Source organism: Methylobacterium thuringiense (genome assembly GCF_022179645.1).
Lineage (GTDB): Bacteria > Pseudomonadota > Alphaproteobacteria > Rhizobiales > Beijerinckiaceae > Methylobacterium > Methylobacterium thuringiense.
This window is the reverse complement of record NZ_BPRA01000012.1, coordinates 150,001-175,517: the sequence shown is the minus strand read 5'-3', so window position 1 is coordinate 175,517 and position 25,517 is coordinate 150,001. Positions and strand designations below refer to the sequence as shown.

Below are 25,517 nucleotides of genomic sequence, written 5' to 3'. Positions count from 1 at the left end.
TCACTGAGACCAAGCTTCACGACATGCCCCAAGAGAACGGCCGCCCGACGCCGATCCCGCTGACCGTGCTCACGGGCTTCCTCGGCGCTGGCAAGACCACGCTCCTGAACCGGCTCCTGCAGGACCCGGCCCTGAGCGATACCGTTGTGATCGTGAACGAATTCGGCGAGATCGGGCTCGATCACCTCCTCGTCGAGACGGTCGACGAGGACATGATCCTGCTCGGTGCCGGCTGCCTGTGCTGCACGGTGCGGGGGGATCTGATCGCGGCCCTCGAAGACCTGCTGCGGAAGCGCGACAACGGCCGCATCAAGGCGTTTCGCCGGGTCGTCATCGAGACGACGGGCCTCGCCGACCCTGCCCCGATCCTGCACGCTCTGATTGCGCATCCCTACCTGTCGTTGCGGTTCCGGCTGCAGGGCGTCGTCACCGTGGTCGATGCCGTCAACGGCTGCTCGACCCTCGACGAACACCCGGAGGCCGTGCGGCAGGCCGCCGTCGCCGACATCTTGGTGATGACGAAGCGCGACCTGGCCGGCGCCGAGCCCGACCAGCTGGCCGCGCGCCTTCGTCAGCTCAACCCTGGCGCGAGGCTGGAGGGTCCGGACGTGCCGGCCGAAACGCTGCTCGGGGGGTTGTTCGGGCTCGACGGCAAGAGTGCGGACGTGCGCGAATGGCTCGGTGCCGAGCATGCTGCCCCGGATCGTCACGGCGAGCACCGGGATCATCACCACGCTCACCATGGACACGGCCATCACCCCGGCCACGACCACCACCACGACGTGAACCGGCACGACGCGGCGATCCGCGCCTTCCACCTCGTCAGCGACACGCCGGTGCCGCGTCCGGCTTTCGAGATGTTCCTGGACCTGATCCGCTCGGCGCACGGCCCGAAGCTGCTGCGCCTCAAGGGGCTCGTCGCGATGGCCGACGATCCGGAGCGGCCGGTGGTGGTGCACGGCGTCCAGCACGTCGTCCACGCCCCGGTGACGCTTGACGCGTGGCCCGACGCGGACCGGCGCTCGCGCCTCGTCCTGATCGTGCGCGACCTCGACCCCGCCTTCGTCGAGCGGATCTGGGACGCCTTTCTCGGACGCCCCCGGATCGACGGGCCGGACGCGGCGGCGCTCTCCGACAATCCCCTCGCGATTCCGAACGGCTGATCGCGGATCGCGCGGTGTCGAACGCTCCAGGCACGACTTCGCCGGCTTTCGACCGATCGTTTTCGGACAAACCCGCGCGGCACCGTTCTTGAACCCTTAACCGCGTGTTCAAGGATGCACCGCCGTTTCGTCCCGCGACGGGACGGCGGTGCGAGGGATCGGGACGGATCGATGCAGCCGCGCTTCACCATCATCCAGGGCGGTCTGTCGGAGACGGCGCCGCGCGCCGTTCCGACAGCCGGCTCCAGGCCCGTCGTCCTGGTGACGGAGGGTCCGGTCTCAGGAAGTCCCAAGCCCGGCGCGTGGCGGGTGGAACTGCGCCGCCCTGCCGAGTTGCGCGAGGCGGAGATCGAGGAGTGGCGGGCGCTGGCCGCCCGCACCACGGATCTCGACCCCTTCTCCGATCCCGACTTCCTCGCCACCGCGGCCCTGCACGTGCCGCGCGGCAATGGCGGCGGCGTCGCCTTCGCCCTCGCCTTCTTCGACGGCGCGACCGGCATCGAGCGCCTGTGCGGCGTGATCCCGCTCGCCCTGCCCCATCGGATGTGGGGCGGACCGGCCGTCGCCCTCTGGCAGGCGCCGCTGACGCCGCGCGCCGTCGAGCCGGTCTTCGCGGAGGGGACTGCCGGCGATGCGATCGAAGCGGTGCTCGGTCACCTCGCCGAGACCAATGCGCGGGTGAGCCTGCGCCTGTCCGGTATTGCCACCGAGGGTGAGCTGTCGGCGGCTCTGCGCGCCGACCGGCGATTCCGCATCGTGGATCGCGCGGCGGCGCCGTCGATCCCCGAGGCCCAGTTCGTGAGCGTCGGCGCCCGCGAACCCGTCACCAGCGTCGAACGGATCGCCGCGCCCGACCGGATCCGCGACGCCGTCGAGTGCTTCCTGCTGGCCGATTCCCGCCGCGCCCGCCGCCCGCTTCTGGCCGACCCCGCCGCCGCGTCGACGGTTCGCGTCGTCTCCCGGCTGTTCGCCCGCCGCGGCCTGATCGAGGTCGAACTGCGCTCCGACCGGGGCGAGGTCGTCTCCGCCGCGATCCGCCTCGGCCGCGAGGGCGAGCGCGTGCTCTGGCGCTCCGTCGACCTCGACGAGGCTCAGCCGGTCCAGCCCCGCAGCGCCGACCTTGAGATCGCGCTGGCCGGCGCGGCGGAGCGGACGGCGTCCGTCAGGCTGGTGGTGTCGTAGGACGCCCCTTCGACCGGGCGGATACAACCCGGTCGAGGCCGACAGGATCGTCCGGCGCGTAGCGCGCTCGCGACGGCAGAGACGAGATTGCCGGGCTCGGCAGCGGCCCGGTCGCCGGAGCCGCACTGTTGCCCTTCGACAAGAAGAACTGAATTCAGGCGCGGAAGCGGTCCTCACGCAGATCCGAACTCTTGACACGACAAGGCCGAACGATAAGCATAATAAACTTCTAAATTCTGTCGCGATCTCAATAGATACGACTTCGGTTTTGCAGGGCCAAGGTGTCGGTATTATCCAGGTCGGTTCAATGGATAAAAAATAAGACCGGCTTTGCCGAGAACAGGCATTTGCTCCTCGATTTCGAGAGCATCGGCTACGATTGCGAGTTCGGGCTGGTCCAGCGTTATTGGGGTCTGGAACCGTTGGGGCTTTTTCGCTTCACATCGGCCCCGATAAATGAACTGATCGCAGCTCTGGATACTGATTTCATCGAATACGGAGCGGAGGGCGATCTCTCGATCTTCGAGGGTCCGGAGGACCACCTGTTTTGCCGTAGTACACGCTACGGTTTTTCCTACAATACCTGTTGCCTTGCCTCACAAACCGAGCCGAGTGCGATCGTCGACCGGGAATACAAGAAGGTTCGGTATCTCAAAGAGCGCTTCTTGGAGGACTTGGCTGCGGGCCAGAAGATCTTCGTTCGGAACGAGGTCGGTGACGCCGACGAGACCGAGAATCTCGCCCGCGCCCTGAGGCGGCACGGCCCCGCCACCCTGCTGTCGATCGTCGCGCCGACCGATCGCCGCCGCGCTGGCGATGTCGGATGGAGGGCGGACGGCATCATCGAGGCGACGATCGACACGGCGGTGCTCTTTCGACGAAGCGGTTCCGTTCCGCTCGAAGACTGGCTGACCGTGTGCGGACGAGCCCACGCCCTCGTGCACGGCCAAGATGCCGAGCCTGAGCCGGCGGACGATGCGGAGGCGCCTTGCGAGCCCTTCGATCGCGAGGGCCGGGACCGGTCGGATCCGTCGATCCATCTGCTGTCTTCGGACGAAGTCGTCCTGGCCTCCGCCTCCGCGCGCAAACTGCGAAGCGGAGAGATGTACGCCTTCTCGGCCTGGATCTGGTTGCCGGCCGACTTCGCCGGCACCCGCGTCGCGATCGACTTCCTGCCGGTTCGGTACGGCTACTTCGATGCCGATCTCTCGAAGCGGGAATGCTGGCAGCGGATCTGGGCGTCCTGCAAGCCGCGCGTCCAGGATACCGAGGTCCAGATCCGGCTCATCGGGCGAGGGCCGCCGAACGCATGCTTCTGGTCCGCGGACTGGCGGCTCGAGGCGAGCCCCTACCCGACGAGCAGGCCGGCTCCAATACCGCTTGTGGAGCTCCATCCGGACGAATTCGGCGATCGGGTCGAGCGCGCCTGAGCGTCGGTCATGCCGGCGGCTAGGATGGACGACGGTTGATAGAGTCGAAGCCTACCGCCGTCTGTATCGTGATGACCTCCGGGCAACCCGATCCCTCAAACGAACGCCACGTCCAGCATTTGCTCCGCCCGCGTGACGATACGGCACCGGCGCGACAGACCGTCGGCCGCGATCAGGAGCTTGAAGGTCTCGGGCAGGCCGATCGTCGTGCCGATCTTGAGGGAGGCGCTCTCGTCGGAGAGGCTGCGGACCGTGCAGTCGATGGCGCAGCGGCCGCCGTCGAACGAGATCTGGCCGGCCTTCAGCACCCGGCGCCGGGTCGCCGGCCCGGCGGTCTCCACGGGGTCGGCGGCGCGGCAGCGATTCCGGCCCTCGTGCTTGGCCGCGTAGAGGGCGGCGTCGGCGTTCTGCAGCAGGGCGTCCATCTCGGTGGTGGCGCCATCGAGGGCCGCGACGCCGAAGCTTGCGGTCACCTGTAGCGGGCCGTCGGGCGTCGGGGTCCGCTGATCCGCGATCGCCGCCCTGAGCTTCTCGGCCACCCGCAACGCCGAGGGCAGGCTCGTATAGGGCAGCAGGACCGCGAACTCCTCGCCGCCCATCCGGCCGAAGGCGTCGGACTTGCGGAGTTCCTCGCGGCAGGCGGCCGTCGCTGCGGCCAGAACCACGTCGCCGATCGCGTGGCCATGCCGGTCGTTGACCGACTTGAAGTGGTCGAGGTCGATCATGATGCAGGAGAGGTCGTGCCGGTGCCGATGGGCCAGGGCGAAGGCGCGGGAAAACTCCTCACGGAAGGCGCGGCGGGACAGGGTGCCGGTCAGGCCGTCCGTCATGGCGAGAAGCCGCAATTCCAACTCGCTCATCACGATTCGCCCGAGATCGGTGAGTGTGTCGATCTGGTCGTCGAGGAAGCTGCGCGGCCTGGTATCCATCGCGCAGAGCGTGCCGATTCCGTGCCCTTCCGGGGTCAGCAGGGGGACGCCCGCATAGAACCGAATTCCCGGATCGCCGACGACGAAGGCGTTGGCGGCGAAGCGTGGGTCTTCCAGCGTGTCGGGCACGATCAGCGCGCGGTGCTCCCTGATGGCGACGTTGCACAGGGCCGGCCCCCGCGCCGTCTCGCAGGCGGCGATGCCGGCCCGGGACTTGAACCACTGGCGGTGCCCGTCGATCAGCGTGATGGTCGACATCGGCACGTCGAAGATCCGCCGCGTCAGCCGCGTGATCCGGTCGAAGGCCTCCTCGGCGGGCGTGTCGAGGATGTCGTAACGGTCGAGCGCGATCAGCCGCTCAGGCTCACGCATCGTTGCCTCGGCGGGCATGGCACGGCCTCGCGGGCGGTGGGTGAAGACGCTCGAAGCTAACGGTACCAAGCTTTACGAACTGTTCGCCCGACGACAAGCATACGGCGGCAATTCACGAAAATTCGATGCGAAAACTGGAAGTCGGTTTTCCGGAATTCGTGTCTTGCGGCCGCGCTTGCCGGGCCGTTTGCAGCACATCGCTGGCGGCTGATCCTTGAACGATACGTGTGTCCTCGCTTCTCGACGGCTGGAGCGCAGGCGAAAACCGCCGGGACGCCGTCGCGCCACAATCCGCAGCGCGCACGGCAACGCCACCCGGAGCCAGACCTGCGTTGGCTACGGGTGGCGTTGCCGTGTTCGTGACGGCGAGGCGGAGCGACGGCACGGCGGACACGCCACCGTGCCGTCGACGATCCGGCCTAGAGCTGGCTTGCGAAAAAGCGGGAACGGTTTTTCGCGCGAAGCCTGCTCTAAACTTTTGAAACGATCACGTTTTCTGCGTTCTGATCGATTCGATCAAAACGCAGCGTGATCTAGCGGTCGCCGAAGCCCGAGAGCAACTTCTCGATCTGCGCCATGCCGTTCTCGCGGGCCTTGGCCTCGGAGTGGTGGTTGCGATCGGAGCGCTGGGCCAGCTTGCCGTGCTTGCGGATCGCCCACTGATATGAGCCCCCGTCGGCCTTCGGCGGGATGATCTCCAGGGTGTAGGGGTGCGTCTCGTTATCGTTCATAGCGGTCTCATGCCACGCGTGGCTCTCCGAACCAAGATAGAACACGCGCAGTCGGCGTCGAATCGGCCTCTAATTGCCCCTCAACGTCGCGAGCCCGGCCCGGTCGGCGATCTCGATCTGGCCGCGGCGCAGCACCACAAGGCCGCCCTCGGCCCATTCGCCCAAGATGCGGCTGACTACCTCGCGCACGCTGCCGAGGTCGGAGGCGAGGCCTTGATGGGTCTTGGCGACGATGCCGCCGGCATCCGCCTCCACCAGCAGGCGGCGGGCGAGGCGCTGCTCCAGCGGCGCGAAGGCGATGTCGTCCACCAGGGTGAACAGGCTGGACAGGAGCTTGGTGTAGTCGTCGAGCACGAAGGCGCGGAATTCGGCGCTCTCGGCCATGAGCTGGCGGAACGTGTCCGTCGGCAGGGCGGCCAGTTCGGTGCGCGCCTCGGCGATGCTCTCGGCGGGGAAAGTGCCGCCCGAGAGCAGGCATTGCGTGGTGAGCACGCAGGTGCCGCCGCCAACGACCTTGTAGATCAGCATCTCGCGGCCCGCTTCCGACATCCGGAAGACACGGGTGCGCCCGTCGATGCACATCAGGTAGTCGGCGCAGGGGCCTTCGCGTTCGTAGGCGACGGCGTTCGCCTCCAGGACCGGGAAATGCACGGTGCCCCGCGCGATCTGGAGATGGGAGGCCGAGAAATTTCGGATGAGCGGAAAGCGCTCGATCCAGCGCTCGATCTGGTGGCTGTCCGGCATCCCTGGCACCCGCCTGTCGCCGGTCCGATGGCGTGATCGGCCGGCCATTCTTTCGTAGGTCTATCCCGCCGACAGGGTCGGCGATCCGGCATATCACTTTCCGGATCGGCCCAGAATACCGGACGTTGCAGAGTTCGGCGCTTCGGTGACCTGGGTCACAGACAGGCCGGCGGCGCAGGCATAAGAGTAACCTCAGAAGGCCTCCCGACGAAGAGCGGGAGCCGAGACGAGGAAACGCTGCCATGGGTCTCTCACACCGCCATGCCGTGCTGCCGGCCTTGTTCGCGGCCTCCCTGCTCGCCGGCACACTCGCGGCCAACGCCGCCGCGGGCGACGACGAGGCCACCCGCGCGTCGCGCTGGAAGGAGATCCGCGAGACGATCTTCGGCGACAGGGCGATCGAGCGCACCGAATCCGTCGTAAAGATCGACGCGCCGCAGCGCGCGGAGGACGCCTCGCTGGTGCCGATCACCCTGACCATGCCCGACAAGGACGCGATCAAGGGCGTCTCCTTCATCATCGACGACAACCCGACGCCGTATGCCGCGCATTTCGTCTTCGGCCCCGCCGCCGACCCGAGCTCGGTCAAGCTGCGGGTGCGGGTCAACAACTACTCCGACGTCCACGCCGTCGCCGAGACCAAGGACGGGCGGCTCTACGAGGCGACCCAGTATCTCAAGGCCTCCGGCGGCTGCTCGGCCCCGATGGGCATGAGCGACGAGGAGGCGATGCAGGGCATGGGCGACATGCGCGTGAAGTTCGGCGAGCAGGCGCCCGGCAAGCCGGTCCAGGCCACCCTGATGATCCGCCACCCGAACTTTTCGGGGATGCAGATGAACCAGGTCACGCGGGACTACACTCCCGCCCGCTTCATCCAGACGATCGCCGTGTCCTACGGCGACCGATCCGTCTTCACCATGGACGGCGACATCTCGATCGCGTCGAACCCGGTGATCAACTTCGCCTACATTCCCGAGGGCAAGGGGCCGATCAAGGTCGTCGCCTCCGACAACCAGGGCGGCCGCTGGGAGCACAGCTTCCCCGCACCCGCGCCGAGCAACTGAGCCGTTCGCGCGTTCCCCCGAAACCCCTCGAAGCGGGTCCGACCATGATCCCACGCCGAACCACCCTCGCCCTCGCGGCGCTCCTCGCCTTCGGCCTCGCGCCCTCCGCCCGGGCCGGCGAGAGCGTCGCCTACACGCCCGAGGCCTTCGAGGCCGCGCAGAAGGCCGGCAAGCCGATCCTCGTCGAGGTCAGCGCGCCCTGGTGCCCGATCTGCAAGACCCAGAAGCCGATCCTGGCCGGGATCCTGAAGGATCCGCGCTTCAAGGACCTGCAGATCTTCGACATCGACTTCGACAGCCAGAAACCGGCCCTGCGCAGCTTCAACGCCCGCACCCAAAGCACGCTGATCGCCTACAAGGGCGACAAGGAAGTCGGCCGCTCGGTCGGCGAGACCCAGCCGGAATGGATCGAGGGGCTGGTCGAGAAGGCGCTCTGAGGGCCTGCCATGGTCACGACCTTCGGCCTCGCCTTCCTCGCCGGCATCCTCTCGGTGCTCTCGCCCTGCGTGCTGCCGCTGCTGCCGCTGGTTCTCGGCGCGGCGGCCTCCGAGCATCGGTACGGGCCGGCGGCGCTGGCGGGAGGACTCGCGATCTCCTTCGTCGCGATCGGCCTGTTCGTCGCCACCATCGGCTTCTCGCTCGGGCTCGATACCGGCCTTTTCCGCACCGTCGCGGCAATCCTGCTGGTCGGCGTCGGGCTCGTGTTGATGCTGCCCGTGCTCCAGACCCGGCTCGCCACCGCCGCCGGCCCGGTGAGCGACTGGACGGAGACCCGCTTCGGCGGATTCTCGACCACGGGGCTCACCGGCCAGTTCGGCGTCGGCCTGCTGCTCGGCGCGGTCTGGAGCCCCTGCGTCGGCCCGACCCTCGGCGCCGCCTCGCTGCTGGCCTCGCAGGGCCGGGACCTCGGCGGTGTCGCCGTCACCATGCTGCTGTTCGGCCTCGGCGCGGCCCTGCCGCTCCTCGTCTTCGGCATGCTTTCGCGTGAGATGCTGATGCGCTGGCGCGACCGCATGATGAGTCTCGGCAAGGGGGTGAAGGCGGCGCTCGGCGCGATCCTCGTCGTCACCGGCCTCGTCATCGTCTCCGGCTTCGACAAGCGGCTCGAGACCGTGCTGGTCGACGCTTCGCCGGACTGGCTGACGCGTTTGACGACGCGGTTCTAGGGCACCACCGCCGACATCCCGGGTTCCGCTTCGCGGCCCGAGAATGACGGGGTGGGTCCGAGTCAGGACGCTGCCAGAAGCCGGCGTTGACCACCCGTAAACGCTGTTTTGGCAAGGTCTCCCAACGAGCGCCTGACCGGGCGACCCCGAGGAGGCCCCCTGCGTGGCTCGATTCCCGCGTTTCGTGCCCTTGGCGCCGGTTTCGGCCCTGGCGGTGCTCGCGCTCGCCTCCTGCGGGCCGGATGCCGACGGGCCGCCGCCGCCGCTGGTGCGCAGCTTCGTCGTGGCGCCGGGCGGGACCGGCGCGCAGCGCTTCACCGGCGTGGTGCGGGCCCGGACCGAGAGCGCGCTCGGCTTCCGCGTCGCCGGCAAGATCCTGGAGCGCCTCGCCGATCCGGGCGACCGGGTGAAGCGCGGCCAGCCGCTGATGCGCCTCGACCACGCCGACTTCACCCTGGCGCAGGCCTCGGCCAAGGCCAATGCCGACGCGGCCCGCGCCCAGATGGTCAAGACCGCGGCCGACGAGAAGCGCAGCCGGAAACTCGCCGCCGAAGGCTGGGTCTCGGTCCAGGCCTACGACCAGATCAAGGCGGCCGCCGATGCCGCCGCCGCGCAACTCGCCTCGGCGCAAGCCCAGGCCGGCCAGATCGAGAATCAGGCGGCCTATGCCGAACTCCAGGCCGATGCCGACGGCGTCGTCATGGAGGTGCCCGGCGAGCCGGGACAGGTGGTCGGCGCCGGCCAGACCGTGGTGCGCCTCGCCCGCGACGGCGCCCGCGAGGCCGAGGTCTTCTTGCCCGAGGGCGCCGAGCGCATGGCCCATGCGGACGCCACCGCCGCCCTCTATGCGAGCCACGATGCCGGCTTCCCCGCGCATCTGCGCGAGCTCTCGGCCATGGCCGATCCGGCGACGCGCACCTACCGGGCCCGCTACGTGCTGGAAGGCGCGGGCGAATCCGCGGCCCTCGGCGCCACGGTCACCGTCGCCCTGCAGGCGAGCCTGCGCGGCAACGATGCGAGCTTTTCGGTGCCTCTCGGCGCGCTCTTCGACAGCGGGGACGGCCCCTCCGTCTGGAAGATCGACCTCGCCACCCGCACCGTCGCCGCCCAGCCCGTGCTCGTGACCCGGATGCGCGAGGAAAGCGCCGACATCGCCTTCGGGCTCAGCGAGGGCGACCGCATCGTCGCCCTCGGCGCGCATCTCCTCAAGAACGGCCAGCGCGTGCGGGTCGCGGCGGAGCGCGTGGCGGACGCCGCGAAATGACCGGCTTCAACCTCTCGGCGCTGGCGGTCCGCGAGCGGGCGATCACGCTGTTCCTGATCATTGCGACGATCGGCGCCGGCTGCTTCGCCTTCGTGAAGCTCGGGCGCGCGGAAGACCCGTCCTTCACCGTGAAGACGCTGGTGGTGTCGGCCGCATGGCCCGGCGCTACGGCGGAAGAGATGCAGCGGCAGGTCGCCGACCCGCTCGAGAAGCGGCTGCAGGAGCTGACCTGGTACGACCGCGTCGAGACCACGGCGCGCCCCGGCCTCGTGCTGATGAAGCTCAACCTCAAGGACGGCACGCCCGCTGCCGAAGTGCTAGACCAGTTCTACCAGACCCGGAAGAAGCTCGCTGACACCGCGAGCAGCCTGCCCCGCGGTGCCTACGGCCCGTTCGTCAACGACGAATTCTCCGATGTCTATTTTTCGTTGTACGCCCTGCAGGCCCGGGACATGCCGCATCGGCATCTCGTCGCGCAGGCCGAAGATCTGCGGCAGCGACTGCTGCGCGTGCCCGGCGTCGGCAAGGTCAACATCCTCGGCGAGCAGTCCCAGAAGATCTTCGTCGAGATCTCGTATCAGCGGCTGGCGACGCTGGGCATCAGCGGTCAGGCACTGTTTTCGGCGATCGCGGCCCAGAACGACCTGACGCCGGGCGGCTTCGTCGAGACCGCCGGCCCGCGCACCTATCTGCGCCTCGACGGGGCGCTCGAAGGCATCGAGGCGGTGAAGGCGATCCCCGTCGGCACGGGCGGGCGCAGCCTCAAGCTCGGCGACGTCGCGGAGGTCACGCGCGGCTACGAAGATCCCAAGAGCTTCGTCATTCGCAACGACGGCGAGCCGGCCCTGCTTCTCGGCCTCGTGATGAAGCCCGGCACCAATGGCCTCAGCCTCGGTGCGGCGCTCTCCAAGGAAGAAACCGCGATCCGCTCGGCCCTTCCCGCCGGCCTAAGACTCGAAAAGATCTCGGATCAGGCCAAGGTCATCGACGAATCCATCGACGAGTTCATGGTGAAGTTCTTCACCGCGCTCGCCGTCGTCGTCGGCGTCAGCCTGCTGACGCTCGGCCTGCGCGTCGGCCTCGTCGTGGCGCTCGCCGTGCCGCTGACGCTCTCGGCGGTGTTCGTGGTGATGATGGCCACCGGCCGCGATTTCGACCGGATCACGCTGGGCGCGCTCATCCTCTCCCTCGGCCTGCTCGTCGACGACGCCATCATCGCCATCGAAATGATGGTGGTGCGCATGGAGGAAGGCGCCGACCGGATCAGCGCCGCCACGCATGTGTGGGGCACCACGGCTTTGCCGATGCTGTCGGGCACGATCATCACCATCGCCGGCTTCCTGCCTGTCGGCTTCGGCCGGTCCACTGCCGGAGAATATGCCGGCAACATCTTTTGGGTTGTCGCGTTCTCGCTGATCGTGAGCTGGTTCGTTGCCGTAACCTTCACGCCCTATCTCGGTGTGAAGCTGCTGCCGCAGATCAGCCAAGTCGAGGGCGGCCACGACGCGATCTACGCCACCAAGCACTACGCGCGCCTGCGCCGGCTGGTGCGCCTCTGCGTCGACCGGAAGAAGCTCGTCGCCGGCCTGACGCTCGGCCTGTTCGTGCTGTCGGCGGCCGGGGCCGGCCTCGTCGAGCAGCAGTTCTTCCCGAATTCCGACCGGCCGGAGCTGATCGTCGAGGTCAACATGCCGCCGGGCACGGCCTTCGACGTTACCGACGCTTCGGTGAAGCGGATCGAGGCGGCGCTCAGGGCCGAGCCGGAATCGAAGATCGTCACGGCCTATGTCGGCCAGGGGCTGCCGCGCTTCATCCTGCCGCTCGATCCCGAACTGCCCGATCCGGCCTTTGCGCAGATCGTCGTGCTCACCGGGAGCAGCCACGCCCGCGACGCGCTCAAGCTCAAGGCGCGGGCCATGGTCGATGCCGGGATGTTTCCGGAGGCGCGGGTGCGGGTGACGCAGTTCGTGTTCGGCCCGCCGGTGCGCTACCCGGTGCTGTTCCGGGTGATCGGCCCCGACCTCGACGAGCTCCGCAAGATCGCGGCGCGGGTGCGCGACGTCGTCGCCGCCAACCCCGACATGCGCCTCGCCCATCTCGACTGGGGCGACAAGACCCCGAACCTGCGCCTCGCCTTTGACCAGGAACGCCTGCGCCTGCTGGGCCTGAGCCCCCGCGATGCCGCGATGCAGCTCCAGACCATGCTGAACGGCGCCCCCGCCACGCAGGTTCGCGAAAACCTGCGCCCGGTCGATGTGATGGTGCGCAGCCCCTCCGCCGAGCGCCGCACCCTCGGCTCCATCGGCAGCATGACCCTGGTGACGAGCGACGGGAAGGCGGTGCCGCTCGCGCAGGTCGCCCGGCTCGAAAGCCGTACCGAGGACGCGGTGCTCAAGCGCTACGACCGCAACCCCTTCATCGCCGTGCAGGGCGACGTGCGCGATGGGCGGCAGCCGCCGGACGTGACGGCAAAGATCCTGCCGCTGCTGGAGCCGATCAAGGCCGGCCTGCGGCCGGGCTACCGCATCGAGACCGGCGGTTCCGTGGAGGACAGCGCCAAGGCGCAGGCGGCGCTCGGCGCGGTGTTCCCGCTGATGCTCGTCGTGACGCTGACCGTGCTGATGTTCCAGGTCCGCTCGTTCTCGACCATGTTCATGGTGCTCGCCACGGCTCCGCTCGGCCTCTGCGGCGCGGTGCCGACGCTTCTCGTCTTCGGCCAGGCCTTCGGCTTCAATGCCATCCTCGGCCTGATCGGGCTGTCGGGCATCCTGATGCGCAACACCCTGATCCTCGTCGATCAGATCGACCGCGAGAAGGCGGCCGGCCTCTCGGACTACGACGCCATCGTCGAATCGACCGTGCGCCGCGCCCGGCCGGTGGTCCTGACGGCGCTGGCCGCCATGCTCGCCTTCATCCCCCTCACCCACTCGATGTTCTGGGGCGCACTCGCCTACGTGCTGATCGGCGGCGTCGGCGTCGGCACGGTGCTGACGCTGCTGTTCCTGCCGGCTTTGTATGCGCTGTGGTTCAGGGTGGCGGCGCCGGTCGGGGAGGATGCGGCAGAGGACTGGCTGCCGGCGGAGCCGATCCGGGCGTAGCCATGCATCCGGCTCCTACCACCGAGGCAAACGCAACCCGGCATCGACACCCATTCGTGCGCCCATCGTTCGGCTGCAGAGCTATTCTGGGTCGGATACTGTCCAGGGATTCACGATGGTGAGGCCGCAATTCGCGAAGCCGCCGATATCGCGTGTGGCGATGAAGCCCCCGGCAGCCAGTGTCGCCGCCGCAATCAGGGCATCGAAGCCTTCGATTGGCATCCCTGCCCGGCGTCGTTCTGCCACGATGCGGGCGAAATGAGGTGCGGCTTCCGCTGCGAATGGGAGAATCCGCCCAGCGAATTCTTCGGCAAACATGGCCTCGACCAGCGCAGCGGCTCCGTCGCGGCGCTTTCCGGCCGGCATGGCTGCGATCCCGTACAGAATCTCGGCGCGATTGATACTGGTCGGATAGAGCGCATCGCGTGGTTGCGCGGCTACCCAGGCGGTAACGGCCGGGTTCGGTTCGGGCCGCATGAGTTCGGAGATCACGTTCGTGTCGAGCACGATCATCGATCGAGGTGGGTGGGGTCCGTGATCGCGACGGGCGGATGCGGTTCCAATTCGATCCCACCTATGCGCGCGAAACGGCGTCGGATCGCCTCGGCCAAATTGAGTTCGGACGGTGGTGGGTTCGTCAAAATCTCGGCGAGGATACGGTGTGCCTCGTCTTCCGCGCTGCGGCCGTTACGGGTCGTCCGGTCGCGAAGACTGGCGTTTACGCGCGCGTCGAGATTTCAGATCGTCAGCGTCGTCATGCTCGTATCTCGAAGACCGCTTCGGGCAAGGTACGCAAAGCTCATCGATCGAGCAATCTGCGATCGCAGCACGCGACGAAAACCCGGACAGTCGAAGCTCCGCCAACCGACCAGAGGCTGTAACGACCCAATAACCTTGTCGAATTCATTGTGCTTCGGAAAACCGAAACCATCTCTGGACATCATCCGTTAAGTGAGTCCGAAGGCCTCGGCGCCAACGCCTTCAGAATTAAGCCAAAAACAAGCCGCGCCCGCAAAACTCTTTCCATTACGCGCAACGACAAGCGCGACAGGCGGGCACGTCATGAGCATCACCGACACCAGCGACCCAGGTCGGTCCGGCCTCACCGGCAGCGCGCGCGATTTCCGCGTCCCGGCCGGCGCAAACCTGCTGGAGCGCGGCGACGGCTTTTTCGCGTGGCAGGAGGAGCGGCGGCAGGCCGGCTATTGGCCGTTCTCGCGCTCCACCGAGACCCGCCCCGGCACCGCCTGCCGGGCGCGCGACGACGGCGGCAATCCGATCGAGGGCATCAACTTCTCCTCGCAGGACTATCTCAGCCTCGCCGCTCACCCCGAGATCGCCGAGGTCGCCACCGATGCCGTGAAGCGCTTCGGCGTCCACAGCGCTGGCTCGGCCGTGCTCGTCGGCAACACCGCGAGTTCGGTGGCCCTGGAGTGCCGCATCGCCGACTTCCTCGAGATGGAGCAGGCGGTGCTCTACCCCACCGGCTGGGCAGCCGGTTACGGCGTCATCCGCGGGCTCGTGCGCTCGGCCGACCACATCGTGATGGACGCACTTTCCCATGTCTGCCTGCAGGAGGGCGCCGGCGCTTCGACCCGGAACATCTCCCTGTTCCGCCATCTCGACCTCGACCATTGTCGGGCGAAGCTCGCCGCGATCCGGGCGAAGGACACGCAGAACGGCATCATGGTCATCACCGAGGGCCTGTTCTCGATGGACTCGGACACGCCCGACCTCGCGGCGATGCAGGAGCTCTGCGACGAATTTGGCGCGACGCTGATGGTCGACGTCGCCCACGATCTCGGCGCGCTGGGTGCGGAGGGACGCGGCCATATCGGCATCCAGGGGATGCTCGGGAAGGTCGACCTCGTGATGGGCAGCTTCTCCAAGACCTTCGCCTCGAATGGCGGCTTCGTCGCCACCAACCGGCGCACGATCAAGGAGTACCTGCGTTACTACAGCCCCTCGACGACCTTCTCGAATGCGCTCTCGCCGGTGCAGACGGCGGTGATCGGCAAGGCCTTCGACATCGTCGCCTCGGATGAAGGCAGGGCCTTGCGCGAAACACTGATGCGCAACGTCGTCAGCCTGCGCGCGCAATTCGCGGAGGCCGGCCTCGACGTCTACGGCGACCCCTCCGCCATTGTTTGCGCCAAGGTCGGAGCGGAGAGCACCGCCCGCATGGTCAGCCGCCGCCTGCCGACGCTGGGGCTGCTCGCTAACCTCGTCGAGTACCCGGCGGTGGCCAAGGGCGCCGCCCGCTTCCGCCTGCAGGTCATGGCCGGCCATTCCGAGGAGAACATCCGCCACGCGGTGCGCGCGATCGAGCTCGCGGTGGACGAGGCGCGCATCATGGCGGCGGTGCGCGAGGCGCGCGCCCTGGCCATGGCGGCGTAGAGCCTCGCCGAGGGCGCGCATCGCCACCGTTCCGGCTATACCGGCCCCGGTGATCCCCGCTCAACCCCGCCCCTTCCTCGACGTCGCGCGGTCCGTGCTCGGCCGGCCCTGGCGCGAGCGCTGTGCCGGCCCGTCGCAGCACGCCTTCGCCACGACGATGACCCAGGCGCACGGCCTGCCGGACCTGCTCGCGCGCATCCTCGCCAGCCGCGGCGTCCGGCCGGATCAGGCGGAAAAGTTCCTGGCCCCGAAGATCCGAGACCTGATGCCGGACCCGTCCGTGCTCGTCGACATGGAGGCCGCCGTCGACCGGCTCGCCCGTGCCGTCACCGCCCGCGAGCCGGTGGCCATCTTCGGCGATTACGACGTCGACGGCGCTGCGAGCGCCGCGCTGCTGGCCGGCTATCTCCGCAGTTTCGACGTGCCGGTGCAGATCTGGATCCCCGATCGCATCACCGAGGGCTACGGCCCCAACGTCGCGGCGGTGACGACGCTGGCTGAGGGCGGCGCGCGCCTCCTCGTCTGCGTCGATTGCGGCACGGCAGGCCACGCCCCCCTGGAAGCCGCCAAGGCTCTCGGCCTCGACACCGTCGTGCTCGACCACCACGCCGCCACCGAACACTTGCCGCCGACGGTGGCGCTGGTGAACCCCAACCGGCTCGACGACCTGTCGGGCCTCGGCCATCTCTGCGCGGCCGGGGTGGTGTTCCTGACGCTCGTCGCCCTGAACCGCCGGCTGCGCGGGCTCGGCGCCTTCGCCACTCGCGAAGAACCGGCGCTCACCGATTCCCTCGACCTCGTCGCGCTCGCCACCGTCGCCGACGTCGTGCCGCTGCTCGGCCTCAACCGCGCCTTCGTGGTGCAGGGCCTGACCGTGATGCGCGGCCGGGGACGGCCGGGGATCGCCGCCCTGTTCGACGCGGCGGGCCTCAGCGAGCCGCCGGAAGCCTGGCATCTCGGCTATCTCGTCGGGCCGCGCATCAATGCGGGCGGGCGCATCGGCGATGCCGGCCTCGGCGCGCGGCTGCTGGGCACCGCCGACCCCGTCGAGGCCACCCGCATCGCCGCCGAACTCGATCGTCTCAACCGCGAGCGGCAGGCGATCGAGGCGCTGGCCGTCGAGGAGGCCGAGGCCGCCATGGACCGCGACCTGATGGCCGAGCCCGACCGGCCGGTCCTCGTTACCGGATCGCCTGAATGGCACCCCGGCATCGTTGGGCTGATCGCGGCGCGTCTGAAGGAGCGCTTCGGCCGCCCGGCCTTCGCTTTCGCGATCCGCCCCGACGGCACCGCCACCGGCTCCGGCCGCTCGATCCTCGGGGCCGATCTCGGCCGCGCCGTGCACGCCGCGGTCGAGGCGGGCCTGGCACTGAAAGGCGGGGGCCACGCCATGGCCGCGGGCGTCACCCTGCCCTCTTCGGATTTTTCCGCCTTCACCACGCATCTCGCGACCGCCCTCGCCTCGGCCGTGGCCGAAGCCCGCGAGGCGGAGGCACTGCTGATCGACGGCACCGTCAGCGCCGGCGGCGCCAGTGCCGAACTCGTGAAAACCATCCAGCGCGCCGGGCCCTTCGGCCAGGGTGCGCCGGAGCCGGTCCTCGTCCTCCCCCGCCACCGCCTCGTCGACGCGGCGGTGGTCGGCAACGGGCACGTCCGCGCCCGGTTTCGGAGCCGCGACGGCCAGACCGTCGGCGCCATCGCCTTCCGGGTCGCGCAGGGGCCGCTCGGGATGGCGCTGCTCGGCGGCGTCGGCCAGGACTTCCACGTCGCCGGCACCCTCTCCACCGACCGCTGGCGCGGGGCCGAGCGCGCGCAGTTGCGCATCAGCGATCTCGCGGCACCGGAGTGACACTGCGGGACACGGTGCTCACGACCCGCGCGATCCAGTTGACACCCGGAAACGCCCTCACCATAAGGACGCCCTGTCGAGACCACCCCTTGGGGCGGTCCTGCGGTTTGGGGGAATGTCCCGAGCGGCAAAGGGGGCGGACTGTAAATCCGCTGCGTAAGCTTCGTAGGTTCGAGTCCTACTTCCCCCACCAAACCAGCCTGATCGACACATCTTCTCAACGCCGCGGCGCCATGCTATCCGGCGCCGCATGCGGGTGTAGCTCAATGGTAGAGCAGCAGCCTTCCAAGCTGAATACCCGGGTTCGATTCCCGGTACCCGCTCCAAACGGCTCTCATACGCAGGGCGCGGCAGGGTGCCGCCGCGTCTCGCTCCGCTGAGGCAATCACCCTGTCGGAGACCCGAGCCTGATCGGCCCGGGCCCGGCGCGGCTGGTCAGACCTTCAGCCGCTTGTTGCACTCCGAGTAATATCCGCCGCCCTTCATGATCCAGTTCAGGCCGCCGTTGCCGCCGTTGGCCTTGTTGACGTTGTACTGGTCGAGGCAGGTCTTCTGACGCTGCTTGCCGGCGGATTCGCTGGCGTATTTCGGGTCGATCTTGCTCGGGAAGACCGCGGAGCCGGAGGCCGCCGGGGTCGTCGGCTTCGCGGTCGGTTCGGGCTTGGCGGCGGTCTGGGTCGGAGCGGGCTTGGCCGCCTCCGTCGGGGCGGGTGCGGGGGCCGTGGTCGTGGTCGCCGCGGCCGGTTGCGCGTCGGCGCCGCACTGGGCCTTGCGGAAGTCGTTCCACTTCGTGGCGCCGAGCGAGCCGTCCTTCTTGGCGGCCTGGTACTTGACGGAACACTCGCTCGCGGAGAGGGCCGAGGCCGGCCCGCTCGCTGCACAGGTCATGGCGAGGATCGAGGCGGCGAGAATCAGACGAGACATGGAATGAAACCTCCCTGGCGCGGCGTTTACCAGTGTCGGCAGGGTAAGCCCGATACCCATACCTGAGAAGAGTGCGCACCGGGTTTTCCCATGCCGCAGAGTGGGACGCCCGATCTTCCCGATGCTTGGTGATCGGCCGTCGCCCGGCGTCGGAGGATCGCCCTATCGGCCCCGTGCCGCGACCTCACCGGAACCGCCACACGCTCGACTGTTTGATCTCGGCATCCTCCAGCGAGCGCGTCACCGGCACCGCGTAGGTCGCGATCGCCTCCAGCCGGTCGCGGGGCAGGTAGGAGCGGCCGGGATCGCCGATGAGAACCAGGGTGCCCTGCGCCTGCAGGCCGTCGAGCCACGCCCCCACGGCACCGGCGAGGTCGCGCTCGTAGAAGATGTCGGCGGCGAGGACGCCGTCGAACGGGCCGACGCGGCCGATCAGGTCGTCGCCCGTCGCGGTGATCCGGTCGGCGACGCCGTTCTCGGCGGCGTTGAGGGGGATTGCGGCGAGGGCGAAGGCGTCGAGGTCGCTCGCCAGCACATGCGCCGCCCCGGCCTTCGCGGCGGCGATGGCGACGAGGCCGGAGCCGGAGGCGAAGTCGAGCAGGCGCTTGCCCGCAACCGTCTCGGGATGGTCGAGGATGTAGCGCGCGAGCGCCTGTCCACCGGCCCAGGCGAAGGCCCAGAACGGGGGCGGCAGGCCGATCTCTTCCAGTTCGTCCTCGGTCTTCTGCCAGAGCTCGGTCGCCTCGTCGGCGACGTGCAGCCGGATCTCTGGCGCGTAGGGCACCGGCCTGAGGCGGGTGTTGGCGCGGATGAAGCCGAGAGGATCGCGGGAGGGCGTCACGGGGAGAGCAATTCCGAATAGATCCCGGCAACCGCGCTGCCGATGGCCGCCTCCGTGTAGCCGCCCTGCAGGATGCGGGCGCGGGCCGCCTCGCCCATCCGCTCGACCAGCGCCGGGTCTCCGGCAAGCCGCATCAGCGCCGCAGCGAGCGCCTGCGCATCGCCCGGCGGCACCAGCAGTCCCTCGACGCCGTCGCGGACGAGGTCGCGGCAGCCCGGCACGTCACTGGTGAGGATCGCCCGGCCGCTGGAAGCCGCTTCCAGGAGCGTGCGCGGCAGACCCTCGCCGCCACGCGAGGGCAGGCAGCCGACGTGGTGGGCGGCAAACACGCCTGCGACGTCGCGCGTCGGCCCGTGCCAGGTGACACCGTCGCGGCTCCACGCCCGCAAAGTCGCCTCGGGGATGGCGCGGCGGTTGGAGGCGTCGGGCGCGCCGTAGAGCGAGAGCGCGACCGCGGCCCCCTGCCCTCGCGCCAGCCGCACGGCCTCGACCGCGACGTCGATGCCCTTCGACCACAGCATCCGCGCCACGATCGCAACCTCGAGCGGCGGCGGGGGCGGCAGCGGGCGCGGCACGAAGGCATCCGGGTCGACGCCGGCGCCGCCGACGATGGTCACGGCGGTGTCGGACGGATCGAGCCCGAGTGCGCGGGCATCGTCCGCGTTCTCGAACAGGTAGCGGGTGCGCCGGCTCGCCAGCGGCCCGCGGATCAGGCCCTTCAGGGCGAGCCGCGCGAGCTTGCCGGTGCGGTCCTCGCGGGCGCCGAGGAGGCCGAGGCCGGTGAGCGCGTAGACGCGGTCGGGAATGCCCGTCATCGCCGCCGCCGTGCCGCCGACGAGGATACCGCGCAGCGCGATGCAATGGACGATGTCCGCCTTCAAGGCCTTCAGGATCGCCGCGAGTTGCCCGGCGGCGTAGCCCGCCGCCATCGGGTTGAGGCTGGAGCGCTCGGCCTCCAGTTCGATCACCCGCGCGCCGGCCGCCTCGATGACGGCCCTGTGGGCGCGCACCCGCGTGATCACCGCCACCGACAGGCCCATCGCCACGGCCGCGCGCGCCATCGGCAGGAAATGCGAGGCGAAGAACCAGTCCTCCGTCACGACGAAGGCGAGGGTCTTCTTTTGCGGTATCGGGGCGTTCATCGCGGCGGGATGTAGCACGGCCTCGTCAGGTGCGGCACGGGATGCCGGAACACGCCCCGTTCGCTGCCGGTTGAGCCCTCGCGTCGCGTGAGAAAGCCAGCATGTCAGCCTGCGAGGACACCGGAACCGTCGATCCGCGCGAGGCCGCAATCGAGGCCGGCCTGCGCTACGTCGACGATTCGAAGCCGGGCCTGACGCGCAGGCGCAGCGGCACGGGCTTTTCCTTCCAGGATGCCGACGGCACCACGATCCGTGACAAAGTGCTGATCGCCCGGATCAGGAAACTCGCGATCCCTCCGGCCTATACCGACGTCTGGATCTGCCGCCATGCCAACGGCCATATCCAGGCGACGGGGCGCGACGCCAAGGGGCGCAAGCAGTACCGCTACCATCCCGAGTTCCGGCAGGCGCGCGAGACGACGAAATTCGAGCGCATCATGAGCTTCGCCGACGCACTGCCCGGCATCCGCGCCCGCATCGACGCCGATATGGGCAAGCGCGGGTTGAGCCGCGAGAAGGTGCTGGCGACGGTGGTGCACCTCCTCGAAAGTACCCTGATCCGCGTCGGCAACGACGATTACGCCCGCTCGAACAAGAGCTACGGCCTCTCTACGCTGCGCGACCGGCACGTGAAGATCTCCGGGGCCGAGCTGACCTTCCGCTTCAAGGGCAAGAGCGGCAAGGAGTGGAACCTCTCGATCCGCGACCGGCGCGTCGCCAAGATCGTCAAGGCCTGCCAGGACCTGCCGGGCCAGGAGCTGTTCCAGTATCTCGACGAAGACGGCGCGCGCCGCGACGTGACTTCGTCGGACGTCAACGCCTACCTGCGCGAGATCACGGGCCAGGATTTTACCGCCAAGGATTTCCGGACCTGGGCCGGCACGGTGCTGGCGGCGCTGGCGCTGAAGGAATTTGAGAGCTTCGACAGCGAGGCCAAGGCCAAGCGCAACGTGCGCGACGCCATCGAATCCGTCGCGAGCCGGCTGGGCAACACGCCGACGATCTGCCGGAAATGCTACATCCATCCGCAGGTCGTCGACTGCTACCTCGAAGGTGCGCTGCTGCTGCAGGTCAAGGAGGCGGTCGAGGACGAACTGGCGGAAGACCTCGACCGGCTGAAGCCCGAGGAGGCCGCCGTGCTCAGCCTGCTCCGCAACCGGCTTCAGGAAGCTGCGCCGCGCGGGACTCGGGCGAACGTGGCCCGCAAGGGCGCCTCGCGGGCGAAACCGCCCTCGGCGAAGAGCCGGCGCGCTGCCTAGAGCCGTACCCGACCCGATTGCATCGGGCCGGCGCCTCTAAGCCTTGTTGTGACGCGCCTTCTTTCGACAAACCGGCACCCACTTGGTCGGAAAGCGCTCTAAGGGGGACGGAACCCCGCGCTGCCGCCCGGCCGGCTTCGGACCGTTGCCGGCTATGCTGGATCGTTAATTGCTTTGCTCTTGGCTGTGGCGAGTCCCCGGCACCGTCGGTGCGGGGTCCGACGACGAGAGGTCCCATGAGACACGCGGCTTTCGGATTGGCTGCGATCGCCCTCCTGAGCGGCAGCGCGCGAGCCGGCGAGACGCTGACCGGCCGTGCAACCGTGATCGACGGCGACACGTTGCGCGTGCGCGGCACCGTCGTCGGCCTCGCAGGCGTCGCGGCTCCGGGCCTCGGCCAGACCTGCCAGGGCAAGGGCGGCCGGATCGTGCCGTGCGGCCGGCAGGCTGCGCGTGCGCTGTCCGAGCATATCGGCGAGGCCGTCATCGCTTGCGAGACGCGCGGTCTCGACCCGTCCCATCGTACGCTGGCGATCTGCCGCTTGGGCGGCGACGACCTGAACGCCTGGATGGTGGCGTCGGGGCTCGCGGTGTCCGACCGCTTCGTCGACACCACGTATTTCACGGACGAGACGCAGGCTTGGGCCAGACGGAACGGCCTCTGGGCCGGCGTGTTCGAGGATCCGACGGGACGGCGGCGGGGCGATTACGCCGTCGCCGCCCGCCCGATACTGACGGATGGCGAGGCCGGGGAACCCGAACGTGCCGACGGCGCCGTCGCGCTCAAACTGTCGAAGCTGGCCAGATAGGCTGTCCGCTGCCGTCTCAATGTGAGGCGACCCGGCGCGGCGGATCGACGTCGACAACCGGATCGAGGCCGAGCTGGCGGGCAAGCATCACGAGATCCTTGAGGCGTCCCGTCTGAGTCTTGCGGCGCAGATTGAGCCGGTGCGTCTCGACGGTGCGCACGGACAGCGACAGGCGCCGCGCCACCTCCTTGTTCGAGAACCCGGCGCTGAGGAAGCGTAGAACCTCCGCCTCGCGGGGCGTCAGGGACAGGGTCTCGGGAGCGGCCATCAGGACGTGGTCGCGCGTGTCCAGGCCGATCTCTGCCGTCCCGATCTCCGCCGTGGCGCCGGCGAGGCCGAGGATGACGCTGCAGACGTCGCGCACCGGCGTTCCGCGCCCGACGAAGGCGTCCGCGCCGGCCGCGAGCAGGCGGCGCAGGTCGTCCGAGCCGAGGGACTGGAAGAGGACGAGGATGCGCAGGGCGGGGTAGTTGTCGCGGAGCGACGCGATCCGCTCGCAGGCCGCCTCCGGCAGCGCGGCACGGACGCAGACGAGGGCGACGACCGTGTCCGTCTCGCCCCGGCCGAGATCTTCCTCGCCGATCGTGCGCAGCGCTGGAGTATGCTCAAGCGTGGCCCGGAAGTTCGGATCGAGCCCGGGCGGCTCGTCGACGATCAATACTCCGACGGCGTAACTCATGCCGCATTCCCCCTTGCGCGTCCCACCGCAGCACATCGCGGCCGTGTCGGGGGTATTCAGAACAAGAGTCGTTCCAGGGGTCGAATGGGTAAAAGTGGTTCGATTTCGTGACGACTCGGAGATGCCGAGATCAATCCTGTCCTGATCCGAGACAGGATATACGATTGCTTGTTAAGATTTCTTAATGGTTAGCGAAATGCGTTCCAGTCCGTCTCAGCAGGCTTTGCTGAGAGGCATGCCGCCGTCCGAGGCGACGACGCGGTCGCGTCCCGTCGCCTTCGCTTCGTACAGGGCGACGTCGGCACGCTTGAGCAGGCCGTCGACGGTGTCGCCCCTGCGCCAGGCGCTCACGCCGAAGCTGCAGGAGAGTTTCGCCGGCCCCGCCTCCACGGGGACGCGCACGGCGACGGCGCGCCGGCGCAGGCGCTCGGCGATCACCGTGGCCTCGGCGAGATCGCGATCCGGCAGCAGCAATGCGAATTCCTCACCGCCGAGCCGTCCGGCGATGCCGTTTCCGGAGATCAGCGAGGCCACCGCCTTGATCGCCTCGTCGCCGATATCGTGTCCGTAGGCGTCGTTGATCCGCTTGAAATGGTCGATGTCGAGGAGGATCGCCGCGAGACTGCCCGAAGCATCGGCATGCGCCACGGCATCCTGCGCCCGGGCCATGAAGGCGCGACGGTTCATCAGCCCGGTCAGCGGGTCCGTCTCCGCCAGCCGGATCAAGGCGCTTTGCACGGTGGTGAGCCGCTCGGCCGCCCGCAGGCGGGCATGCAGCTCCTCGGCGCTCGGCGGTTTCTCGATGAAGTCGTCGGCGCCGCTGTCGAGTGCCTCGGCCAACGTATGCGTGCAGCGCGTTGACGACATCACGATGATCGAGAGCGGCCGGCTCGCATCGCCGAGCAGGCGTGCGGACCAGCACAACTCCAGGCCGCTGATCGGACGGACCTCGAGGCTCGTAATCAGCGCAGTGATGGACGGATGCGAGGCGATGTAGTCCAGCGCTGCGGAAGAATCCGTGAACAGTTCGAGAACATGGCCGCGCGGTTCGAGGAGCCCAGCCACGAGCTTCAAGACGACGCGGCTCGAATCGACGATCGCGATGTGCATAAAGACCCTGTGTCAGTCGTCCCCGACCGCATCCAAGGTTGCATCGAAACTGCAACTAGAAGGTTAAGGCACCCGTTCTGAACTGTCCCAATGCGCGAATGCGTACGGGCGCAGATACACGCGCCCGTACGCACCGCGCGGATACGGGACCGTATGGATGGCCTGCCTCAACGGCGCGGCACCGTGACCGAGATGACGCGGACTCCGCCCTGATCCGGCTCTGCGCCCCGCGTGTTGTCCGCCCATCGCGGATCCGAACCCCGCGACAGGATCCGGGGCCCCATCCCCCTGCGCCGAGGCGCCGGCTCGTCGGCATTGATCACGGTCAGGGTCGGCGCCGCGGTCGGGGCCTGGCGGATCCCGGTCACCGTCGGCACGCCGTAGGTGCCGTAGCCCCAGGCCGGCGGGACCAATTCGCTCGGACGGGGAAAGCGCGTGAGGGGAGCGCCGATATAGTCGCCGCCGATCGCCTCGTTCGCGAACCCGTATCCGCCGGGATACCCGTCATAGCCGAAGCGCTCGCCTGCCAGCGCGCCGGAGACGGTGCCGGCGGATATCAGCGCGGCAAGGCCGAGGCCGTAGAGGGCTGCACGCATCAGATCAAACTCCCGAGTCGATGCGACACCAATCGCACCGGCTGCAGGCTCGTTCCGTCCGCCCTCACCCGGCCAGCGGTGCAGAATGCTGACACCGGCCTCGATCCCGAGGAAATTGACGGTTGAGGCCGTGTGCCGGCGGGAAGGAAATCCGCCGAGGGCGTGAAATCCGTTCCGGTCCACTATTTCAGCGGCAGATCGTGATCCGGCGGACGATCCAGCCCTCACCTTCCACCCAGAGGCGTTTGCGCGACTTGCTGCAGGTCGCGGAATCTTCGTCGTCCACTGCCGTCGCAGGCTGAGCCTGCACGGCATCCGCCACTTTCGTCGGGTTGCGGTCGACCTGCGCGGGAGCGGCGATGGCCGTCGATGCCGCGAAGCCCGATAGAAGCGTGCCGGTCAGGAGGACCGCGAGACGGCTTTTGACGGTCATGACATCCTGCCCGCGCGTACCGCCCGGCCACGCGCAATATTCGATCGATTCTCGCCGGGAACGCTCGGCCGCACTTGTACCGGAATAAGTCCGGCCATGGCCGTTCGGTTGCAGGCCGAAAGCGCATTCGCTGCCTGAAATCCGTGCATTCGCCTCGACCGGCCGATCGGTGTGGTCGGCTCCACCGCGACGACGCTGCAGATGCCGGGGCCTTGAAAAGATCTTCGAAACGGAGGTAGTCCGTCGCTGGAAATCAAGCCGGCCGCTCACCTGTCGTCGTTCCCGCGATTGCTTGTTCGGAACTGTTCCAAACAACCGATTCTGCCGGGTTCATC

23 protein-coding genes and 2 tRNA genes are annotated in these 25,517 nt (G+C 68.7%); 14 read left to right on the top strand and 11 right to left on the bottom strand.

The features are described 5' to 3' along the window. Positions 1-23: 23 nt before the first annotated feature. From MFF07_RS14485 to MFF07_RS14475, 3 genes are all read left to right on the top strand, one after another. The gene (locus MFF07_RS14485) at positions 24-1,163 is read left to right on the top strand and encodes a CobW family GTP-binding protein (RefSeq protein WP_238232241.1); all 1,140 of its coding nucleotides are present in this window, start codon (positions 24-26) and stop codon (positions 1,161-1,163) included. A 171-nt stretch (positions 1,164-1,334) separates the two neighbouring features. Continuing rightward, positions 1,335-2,345 (top strand): GNAT family N-acetyltransferase, encoded by a 1,011-nt coding sequence (locus tag MFF07_RS14480; protein WP_147817599.1) that lies wholly within the window; start codon positions 1,335-1,337, stop codon positions 2,343-2,345. Positions 2,346-2,692: 347 nt separating this feature from the next. Continuing rightward, positions 2,693-3,775 (top strand): hypothetical protein, encoded by a 1,083-nt coding sequence (locus MFF07_RS14475; RefSeq protein WP_147817600.1) that lies wholly within the window; start codon positions 2,693-2,695, stop codon positions 3,773-3,775. A gap of 95 nt (positions 3,776-3,870) precedes the next feature. On the opposite strand, the gene MFF07_RS14470 is transcribed toward MFF07_RS14475, so the two are convergent. The 3 genes from MFF07_RS14470 to MFF07_RS14460 all read right to left on the bottom strand — a co-directional run bounded on the left by MFF07_RS14470 (position 3,871) and on the right by MFF07_RS14460 (position 6,551). Continuing rightward, positions 3,871-5,076: a GGDEF domain-containing protein gene (locus MFF07_RS14470; RefSeq protein WP_238232240.1), complete on the bottom strand. Its 1,206-nt coding sequence runs from the start codon at positions 5,074-5,076 to the stop codon at positions 3,871-3,873. A gap of 533 nt (positions 5,077-5,609) precedes the next feature. Then, positions 5,610-5,807 carry a hypothetical protein gene (locus MFF07_RS14465; protein WP_147079201.1) on the bottom strand — a complete coding sequence of 66 codons (198 nt, stop codon included), beginning with the start codon at positions 5,805-5,807 and terminating at the stop codon, positions 5,610-5,612. A 69-nt stretch (positions 5,808-5,876) separates the two neighbouring features. Then, entirely contained in the window at positions 5,877-6,551 is a 675-nt protein-coding gene (locus MFF07_RS14460; RefSeq protein ID WP_147817602.1) for a Crp/Fnr family transcriptional regulator, read from the bottom strand. Positions 6,552-6,793: 242 nt separating this feature from the next. On the opposite strand from MFF07_RS14460, the gene MFF07_RS14455 reads away from it, so the two are divergent. The 5 genes from MFF07_RS14455 (at position 6,794) to MFF07_RS14435 (ending at position 13,143) form a co-directional block, all read left to right on the top strand. Next, entirely contained in the window at positions 6,794-7,615 is an 822-nt protein-coding gene (locus tag MFF07_RS14455; protein WP_147817603.1) for a quinoprotein dehydrogenase-associated SoxYZ-like carrier, read from the top strand. Positions 7,616-7,659: 44 nt separating this feature from the next. Beyond that, on the top strand, positions 7,660-8,052 hold the full coding sequence (locus tag MFF07_RS14450) for a thioredoxin family protein (RefSeq protein ID WP_147817604.1): 393 nt from the start codon (positions 7,660-7,662) through the stop codon (positions 8,050-8,052). 9 nt (positions 8,053-8,061) lie between these two features. Beyond that, the gene (locus MFF07_RS14445; protein WP_147817605.1) at positions 8,062-8,781 is read left to right on the top strand and encodes a cytochrome c biogenesis CcdA family protein; all 720 of its coding nucleotides are present in this window, start codon (positions 8,062-8,064) and stop codon (positions 8,779-8,781) included. Positions 8,782-8,944: 163 nt separating this feature from the next. Then, the gene (locus MFF07_RS14440; RefSeq protein ID WP_238232239.1) at positions 8,945-10,045 is read left to right on the top strand and encodes an efflux RND transporter periplasmic adaptor subunit; all 1,101 of its coding nucleotides are present in this window, start codon (positions 8,945-8,947) and stop codon (positions 10,043-10,045) included. Beyond that, positions 10,042-13,143 carry an efflux RND transporter permease subunit gene (locus MFF07_RS14435; protein WP_238232238.1) on the top strand — a complete coding sequence of 1,034 codons (3,102 nt, stop codon included), beginning with the start codon at positions 10,042-10,044 and terminating at the stop codon, positions 13,141-13,143. The genes MFF07_RS14440 and MFF07_RS14435 overlap by 4 nt, the downstream gene beginning before the upstream one ends. Positions 13,144-13,224: 81 nt before the next feature. Here MFF07_RS14435 and MFF07_RS14430 read toward each other — a convergent pair whose 3' ends face one another. Continuing rightward, the gene (locus MFF07_RS14430) at positions 13,225-13,656 is read right to left on the bottom strand and encodes a type II toxin-antitoxin system VapC family toxin (RefSeq protein ID WP_147817607.1); all 432 of its coding nucleotides are present in this window, start codon (positions 13,654-13,656) and stop codon (positions 13,225-13,227) included. A gap of 549 nt (positions 13,657-14,205) precedes the next feature. On the opposite strand from MFF07_RS14430, the gene MFF07_RS14425 reads away from it, so the two are divergent. The 4 genes from MFF07_RS14425 (at position 14,206) to MFF07_RS14410 (ending at position 17,715) form a co-directional block, all read left to right on the top strand. Beyond that, complete coding sequence (locus tag MFF07_RS14425; RefSeq protein ID WP_147817608.1) at positions 14,206-15,540, top strand: aminotransferase class I/II-fold pyridoxal phosphate-dependent enzyme; 1,335 nt, start codon at positions 14,206-14,208, stop codon at positions 15,538-15,540. A gap of 157 nt (positions 15,541-15,697) precedes the next feature. Next, positions 15,698-17,389: a single-stranded-DNA-specific exonuclease RecJ gene (gene recJ, locus MFF07_RS14420; RefSeq protein WP_238232260.1), complete on the top strand. Its 1,692-nt coding sequence runs from the start codon at positions 15,698-15,700 to the stop codon at positions 17,387-17,389. 109 nt (positions 17,390-17,498) lie between these two features. Beyond that, a tRNA-Tyr gene (locus MFF07_RS14415) sits at positions 17,499-17,582 on the top strand. 59 nt (positions 17,583-17,641) lie between these two features. Beyond that, positions 17,642-17,715, top strand: a tRNA-Gly gene (locus MFF07_RS14410). Positions 17,716-17,824: 109 nt separating this feature from the next. On the opposite strand, the gene MFF07_RS14405 is transcribed toward MFF07_RS14410, so the two are convergent. From MFF07_RS14405 to MFF07_RS14395, 3 genes are all read right to left on the bottom strand, one after another. Next, positions 17,825-18,313: a hypothetical protein gene (locus MFF07_RS14405; protein ID WP_147814492.1), complete on the bottom strand. Its 489-nt coding sequence runs from the start codon at positions 18,311-18,313 to the stop codon at positions 17,825-17,827. 184 nt (positions 18,314-18,497) lie between these two features. Further along, positions 18,498-19,154 (bottom strand): class I SAM-dependent methyltransferase, encoded by a 657-nt coding sequence (locus tag MFF07_RS14400; RefSeq protein WP_147814493.1) that lies wholly within the window; start codon positions 19,152-19,154, stop codon positions 18,498-18,500. Further along, complete coding sequence (locus MFF07_RS14395; protein ID WP_238232259.1) at positions 19,151-20,296, bottom strand: glycosyltransferase family 4 protein; 1,146 nt, start codon at positions 20,294-20,296, stop codon at positions 19,151-19,153. The genes MFF07_RS14400 and MFF07_RS14395 overlap by 4 nt, the downstream gene beginning before the upstream one ends. 101 nt (positions 20,297-20,397) lie before the next feature. On the opposite strand from MFF07_RS14395, the gene MFF07_RS14390 reads away from it, so the two are divergent. Together MFF07_RS14390 and MFF07_RS14385 are read left to right on the top strand one after the other, a co-directional pair. Further along, entirely contained in the window at positions 20,398-21,555 is a 1,158-nt protein-coding gene (locus tag MFF07_RS14390) for a DNA topoisomerase IB (protein WP_147814494.1), read from the top strand. A gap of 236 nt (positions 21,556-21,791) precedes the next feature. Further along, positions 21,792-22,364, top strand: coding sequence for a thermonuclease family protein (locus MFF07_RS14385; RefSeq protein WP_147814495.1), 573 nt, complete (start codon positions 21,792-21,794; stop codon positions 22,362-22,364). Between the two features lie 16 nt (positions 22,365-22,380). On the opposite strand, the gene MFF07_RS14380 is transcribed toward MFF07_RS14385, so the two are convergent. From MFF07_RS14380 to MFF07_RS22720, 4 genes are all read right to left on the bottom strand, one after another. Continuing rightward, entirely contained in the window at positions 22,381-23,043 is a 663-nt protein-coding gene (locus MFF07_RS14380) for a LuxR C-terminal-related transcriptional regulator (RefSeq protein ID WP_147814496.1), read from the bottom strand. A gap of 213 nt (positions 23,044-23,256) precedes the next feature. Then, on the bottom strand, positions 23,257-24,153 hold the full coding sequence (locus tag MFF07_RS14375) for a GGDEF domain-containing response regulator (RefSeq protein ID WP_147814497.1): 897 nt from the start codon (positions 24,151-24,153) through the stop codon (positions 23,257-23,259). A 167-nt stretch (positions 24,154-24,320) separates the two neighbouring features. Further along, positions 24,321-24,749 carry a hypothetical protein gene (locus MFF07_RS14370; protein WP_147814498.1) on the bottom strand — a complete coding sequence of 143 codons (429 nt, stop codon included), beginning with the start codon at positions 24,747-24,749 and terminating at the stop codon, positions 24,321-24,323. Positions 24,750-24,936: 187 nt separating this feature from the next. Then, positions 24,937-25,452 (bottom strand): hypothetical protein, encoded by a 516-nt coding sequence (locus tag MFF07_RS22720; protein WP_373322354.1) that lies wholly within the window; start codon positions 25,450-25,452, stop codon positions 24,937-24,939. Positions 25,453-25,517: the final 65 nt, after the last annotated feature.